The sequence below is a fragment of the Acidovorax sp. HMWF018 genome, assembly GCF_003061035.1.
Taxonomy (GTDB): Bacteria; Pseudomonadota; Gammaproteobacteria; order Burkholderiales; family Burkholderiaceae_C; genus Acidovorax; species Acidovorax delafieldii.
This window is the reverse complement of the sequence record NZ_QAIM01000273.1, coordinates 1-5,427: the sequence shown is the minus strand read 5'-3', so window position 1 is coordinate 5,427 and position 5,427 is coordinate 1. Positions and strand designations below refer to the sequence as shown.

Sequence of the window (5,427 nt, the reverse complement as noted above, 5' to 3'; positions counted from 1 at the left end):
CACCCGCCCGCTGGCAGCGCCTCAAGGATGTGATCCTCTCCACCGACCCTCGGCGGCGCACGCTGGTGGGCATGGCCTTGCTGGCGCTCACGCTGATGGCCGGCAGCGCCGGCGTGATGCTGCTGGTGGCACATTCCAGCACCACCGTGGACCAGACCGCCGTGCAATGGTGGGCCGCCCTGTCGGTGGGCGGCCTGGTGGTCATGACGGCCTTCATCCGCTCCGGCGAAACCGCCCGCCTGCGCGACCCCTCGCTCACCATCCCGCAAATGGTCTGGACCATCACCAGCGGCGCCGTGGCCTATGTGCTGGCGGGCGATGCGCGCGGGCTGGTGCCCAGCGTGCTGGCAATGATCCTGTTCTTTGGCACCTTCGGCCTCACGGTGGCCGAGGTGATCGGCATTGGCGTGTATGCGCTGCTGGCCTTTGCCAGCGCCATCGGCGTCAGTTCGCGCTTCAACGCCAACGCCTCGGGCTACCTCGACACCGCCTATGCGCTGATGGTGCTCATCGTGCTCAGCGGCTGCATTGCGCTGAACCTGCGCATCCAGCGCATCCGCGCCAAGCTGCAGCAGCAGCGCGAGGCCCTGGCCCAGGCGCTCGAAGTCAACCGCGAACTGGCCACCCGCGACGAGCTGACGGGCCTCATCAACCGCCGCGCCATGCTCGACCTGATGGCGCTGGAGCACCGCCGCAGCCTGCGCAGCGGCCGCCCGATGCTGCTGGCGCAGCTGGACATCGACCACTTCAAGCCCATCAACGATCAACACGGCCACGCCACCGGCGACCGCGCGCTGCAGGCGTTTGCGGGCACCGTGCGCGCCAGCGTGCGCGACACCGACGTGCTGGCCCGCTGGGGTGGCGAGGAGTTTGTGCTGATGCTCACCGACACCTCGGCAGACCACGCGCGCGAGTTGCTCGAACGCATCCGCCAGGCCGTGCAAGCGCTGGAGATTGCCCACAGCGCAGGCTCGCTGCACCTCACGGTGTCCATCGGCCTGGCGCAGCACCTGCCCGGAGACACCGTGGAGCACACGCTGGAACGCGCCGACCAGGCGCTGTACCACGCCAAGGCCCTGGGCCGCAACCGCGTGGTGGTGGCGCCGGCCGGCCACCGTACCGTGGCGGCGGGGTCTAACGCACGGGCTTGATCGTGCCGCAGTCAGCGGCGAGCCACTTGCCGTTTTGCACCATGTCGATCTGCTCGGGTTTGCCGTTCGACGTGGTCTTGACCTTGAAATTGCCCGTGTAGGCCGTGGGGCCCTGGAAGGTCATCGTTCCTTCGCCCGTGGTGGGCGGCTGCCCCTGGGCGCCCTTGCAGCTGAACGTCATCGCCACCGCGTTGGGGCCCGTGCGTTGCACGTTCTGCGTGCAGCCCTCCTGCGCCGGAATGCGGTCCAGGTCGGCCTGCTCGGGGCTGATGCAGACCTTCACGGTGTTGCCGCTGGGGCCCATGCTCACGCCCTGCTGGGCCATGGCTTGCTCCATCTGCTTGCGCTGCGCGGGCGTCAGGCTGGCCATGGACTTCTGCATCTGCGCCATTGCGGCCTCCAGCTGGCCGCTCTGGCTTTTCATGGTCACGCTGTTCTCCCACAGGCCGGGGCGCAGCTTCTGGGGCTGGGCGTGGGCAGTGCACAGCACAGCGAAGGAAACGGCAAACACGAAAGCGCGGGGGATGGTGGTGTGCATGGTGTGGGGGCCTCAGTGACAGCGGCTGGGACCACAGTATCGGCAAGCACGCCCTGGCTGCCAAGTGGAGACGGAGCACTTCAGGGGCCACGATCGACGGCACGCTCTCTCTGAAAGACGCCGGACCGCTCAAGCACTCAGGTGCGGCGGCGCGCGCAGCTGCTCGGGGGTGGTGAAGTAGGCCGCCGACGCCCCCAGGGCCGCACGCGCCTGCGCCAGCTCATGGCGCGCCACGGTGCGCAGGTGCACCTCGTCGGGCCCATCCATCAGCCGCAGCGCGCGGCCCCAGGTCCAGAAGGCGGCCAGCGGCGTGTCGGGCGACAGGCCCATGGCGCCAAAGATCTGCATGGCGCAGTCCACCACGCGCTGCTGCAGGCGCGCAGCCACCACCTTGATGGCAGCGACCTGGGCACGTACGGCGCGCGCGTCCGCCGCATCGGCTGATTCGCCCTGGTCCAGCAGCCACGCAGCCTGCAGCACCAGCAGGCGCGCCTGGTCGATCTCGATACGCGACTCGGCCAGCCACTCCTGCACGTTGGCCTGATCGGCCAGCGGCTTGCCAAACGCCGTGCGCTCCAGCGCTCGCTCAGTGGCCAGGCGCAGCGCCAGCTCGCACTGGCCGATGGTGCGCATGCAGTGGTGCACACGGCCGGGGCCCAGGCGCGCCTGCGCCATCGCAAACCCCGCGCCCCAGTCGCCCAGCAGGTGGTCCGCAGGCACACGCACGCCCTGCAGCAGGATCTCGCAATGCCCCTCGGGCGCATGGTGGTGCAGCACGGGGATGTTGCGCACGATCTGCACACCCGGCGTGTCCACGGGCACCAGCACCATGCTGTGGCGGTGGTGGCTGTCTGCACCATCGGCATCCGCATTGCGGCACAGCACGATGAGCAGTTGGCAGTGCGGATGCGCCGCGCCGGTGATGAACCACTTGCGGCCGCTGAGCACCAGGCCATCCCCCTCGCGTCGCACCGTGGTCTGCAGGTTCGTGGGGTCGGACGAGGCCACGTCGGGCTCGCTCATCGCAAAGGCCGAACGCATCTGGCCGTCCAGCAACGGCACCAGCCAGCTGGCGCGCTGCGCGGGTGTGGCAAAGCGGTGCAGCAGCTCGATGTTGCCGGTGTCCGGCGCCTGGCAGTTGAACACCTCGGCCGCCCAGGGCAGGCGGCCCATGGCCTCGGCCAGTGGTGCGTAGTCGAGGTTGGACAGGCGCGTGCCGGGCTCGTCCTCGCGCAGCGTGGGCAAGAAAAGGTTCCACAGCCCTTCTTCGCGGGCCAGGGCCTTGAGGTCTTCCAGGAACGGCGGCGGGTAGTCGCGCGCGGCCACGGCCGCATGCCAGGCGGCGTTGTAGGGCAGCAGATAACGGTCGATGAACGCCAGCAGGCGATCACGCAGTTGCAGAGCCAGGGGGGAAGGTGCGAAGTCCATGTGGGCATTGTGAAAACGGCGCCAGCACACGTCACAACGCAGGCGACAACGGACTTGACGTACATCACGGCCTGCCCGGAGCGCCCTTAGGGAGGCAAACACAGCGCTATTTTATTGATAGCTATCAAGGCATATTGCACTAGCGCTACCAGCCTCTTTTGCTTGAAATCTCGCTGAGCGCCCCCCTGCACACGGGTACCATGGCCCCATGAGTACCCACTACGAAACCCTGCAACACGCCGACACCTACCGCGAGGCGTTTGCGGTCGAGCCCCCTGCGGCGCTGGGTGAACCCCACCTGTGGCCCCGCAAGCCAGGTTTGTTTATCGTGCATGCCGCGACGGCCGCCGCCCTGGCACAAGGGCCCACCGGCCCGGCCGAGGAGACCGCTCCATCAACAACTGCATCAGACACCCCCAGCAACGCCGCCCCCCACCGGGTACTGGTGCCTGCGCAATGGGGCCTGGTGCCGCACTGGGTCAAGTCGGCATCCGACGCCAAGCTGCGTGCACCCAAGCTGGTCAACGCCAAGTCCGACACCGCTTCCACCGGCACGGCGTTTCGCGACGCATGGCTGAACGGCCAGCGCTGCATCGTGCCCATGGCTGCGTTTTATGAAGACGACCTGCGCAGCGGCAAGGCCGTGCCCACCCGCGTCGCGCGCGTGGACGGCAAGCCGATGGGCGTGGCAGGCCTGTGGGCGCGCTGGCAGGGCGCTGACGGCGAGGTGATCATCAGCTACTGCCTGCTCACGGTGAACGCCAACAACCACGCGCTGCTGCACCGCTACGGCCAGCCCGGCAGCGAGAAGAGCATGCCCGCCATCCTGAACGAAGGCGCATACGACGCGTGGCTCACGGCCCGGCCGGAAAAGGCCAAGGAGTTCATGCGCCAGTACGCTGCGCAGTGGCTCACGGCCAACCCGGTGGAAAAAAAGGCGGACAAGGTGCCAAAGGGGTGGCTGGATTGAAGGCAGTCGCCGCCACCCGCACGGGGCCTGGGCTGCGCCCGCTCAGGACGGCCGCTTCATCTGGCACGACGTCGGCTGGGCGCTGATGTAGTTGTCCCAGGCCACTTCGGAGCGGAAGCCGTAGCCGGTTTTTTCCGCGTCGTACTTCACGCCCTTGCTGCCCTGCTTGGCCCAGATGCCCAGGTACAGCGGGGCTTCAAGCTGGTGGTCGGTCTTGCGCATGCGCACCTCGCCCATGGGGCTCTTGTAGGTCATGCCTTCCAGCGCCAGGGCCACCTTCTTGGCGTCGGTGGACTGGGCCTTGCGCATGGCTTCTCGCAGCATGTGCACGCTGTTCCAGTGGGCGGCAAACACAAAGTCTTCACCGGTCTTCTTCTTGTAGTCCACGTAGATCTTTTCCAGCTCGGGGGTGGGGGCGTTGTGCACCCAGTTCCAGATAACCCCGACCTTGCCTTCGCCCCAGGGCCCGATCTGCGCGGGCGTGCCGGGGTTGTTGGCGTTGAGCGTGAAGTAGTTGATGTTCAGGCCATAGTCGCGCGAGGACTTGAACAGCAGCGTGAGGTCGCTGCCCCAGTTGGAGGTGATGACCGTGTCGGCCTTCGTGGCGGCAATCTTGGCCACGTACGAGGCAAAGTCGCGCGTCTGGGCGATGGGGATGAAGTCATCGCCCACAACCTCGATGTCAGGCCGCTTGCGGGCCAGGTATTCCTTGGCGGCCTTGGAGACTTGGCGGCCGTGGGTGTAGTCCTGGTTGAGCAGGTACACGCGCTTGACGTCCTTGCGGCCTTGCAGGTAGGTGGTCAGCGCCTCCATCTTCATCTCGCTCGACGGATAGAAGCGGAAGTGCCAGAAGCTGCAGCGCTCGTTGGTGAGCTGCGGGTCCATGGCGGCGTAGTTGAGGTATACGGTCGCGCGCTCGGGGTCGCGCTCGGCGAGCTTGTTCAGCGCATCCACCAGCGCCAGCGCCACGCCCGAGCCACCACCCTGGGTGATGTAGCGCACGCCCCGGTCAGTGGCAGCCTTGAGCGCGTTCAAGCTCTCCTGCGGCGTGCCCTTGTTGTCAAAGTCCATCACCTCGAACTTGGGCTCGTTCGGCCCGGCCTTGGCGTTGACCTGCGCCACCACCTCGCGCAGCTGGTTGAGCGAGCTTTGGCCGGTGAGCGCAAACGGGCCGGACAGCAGGTCGATGAAGCCGATCTTCACCGTCTCGGCAGCCCCGGCGTGCGCAGCCATCACCAGCGCTGCGGCGCATGCGCCGGCCTTGAGCCATTGATGAGGCCATTTCCTGGGAACCATGTTCATGTGTGTCTCCGTGGGGTGGTGGGTAGAAACTGCGTCAA

General features: G+C 67.3%; 5 protein-coding genes. 2 read left to right on the top strand and 3 right to left on the bottom strand.

Annotated elements, in window-relative coordinates:
- A partial coding sequence (locus tag DBR23_RS10275) for a diguanylate cyclase (RefSeq protein ID WP_233250381.1) occupies nt 1–1,151 on the top strand: 1,151 nt, incomplete at its 5' end.
- Here the strand turns inward: DBR23_RS10275 and DBR23_RS10270 are convergent.
- Nucleotides 1,135–1,689 (bottom strand): DUF3617 domain-containing protein, encoded by a 555-nt coding sequence (locus DBR23_RS10270; protein ID WP_108498178.1) that lies wholly within the window; start codon nt 1,687–1,689, stop codon nt 1,135–1,137. The two genes, DBR23_RS10275 and DBR23_RS10270, sit on opposite strands and share 17 nt — an antisense overlap.
- 129 nt (nt 1,690–1,818) lie before the next feature.
- Nucleotides 1,819–3,117 (bottom strand): acyl-CoA dehydrogenase family protein, encoded by a 1,299-nt coding sequence (locus DBR23_RS10265; protein ID WP_108498177.1) that lies wholly within the window; start codon nt 3,115–3,117, stop codon nt 1,819–1,821.
- 208 nt (nt 3,118–3,325) lie between these two features.
- Between DBR23_RS10265 and DBR23_RS10260 the strand changes: the two genes are divergently transcribed.
- Nucleotides 3,326–4,087, top strand: coding sequence for an SOS response-associated peptidase (locus DBR23_RS10260; RefSeq protein WP_108498176.1), 762 nt, complete (start codon nt 3,326–3,328; stop codon nt 4,085–4,087).
- A gap of 42 nt (nt 4,088–4,129) precedes the next feature.
- Here DBR23_RS10260 and DBR23_RS10255 read toward each other — a convergent pair whose 3' ends face one another.
- Nucleotides 4,130–5,389, bottom strand: a complete 1,260-nt coding sequence (locus DBR23_RS10255) for a branched-chain amino acid ABC transporter substrate-binding protein (RefSeq protein ID WP_082564848.1) — start codon at nt 5,387–5,389, stop codon at nt 4,130–4,132.
- Nucleotides 5,390–5,427 lie beyond the last annotated feature (38 nt).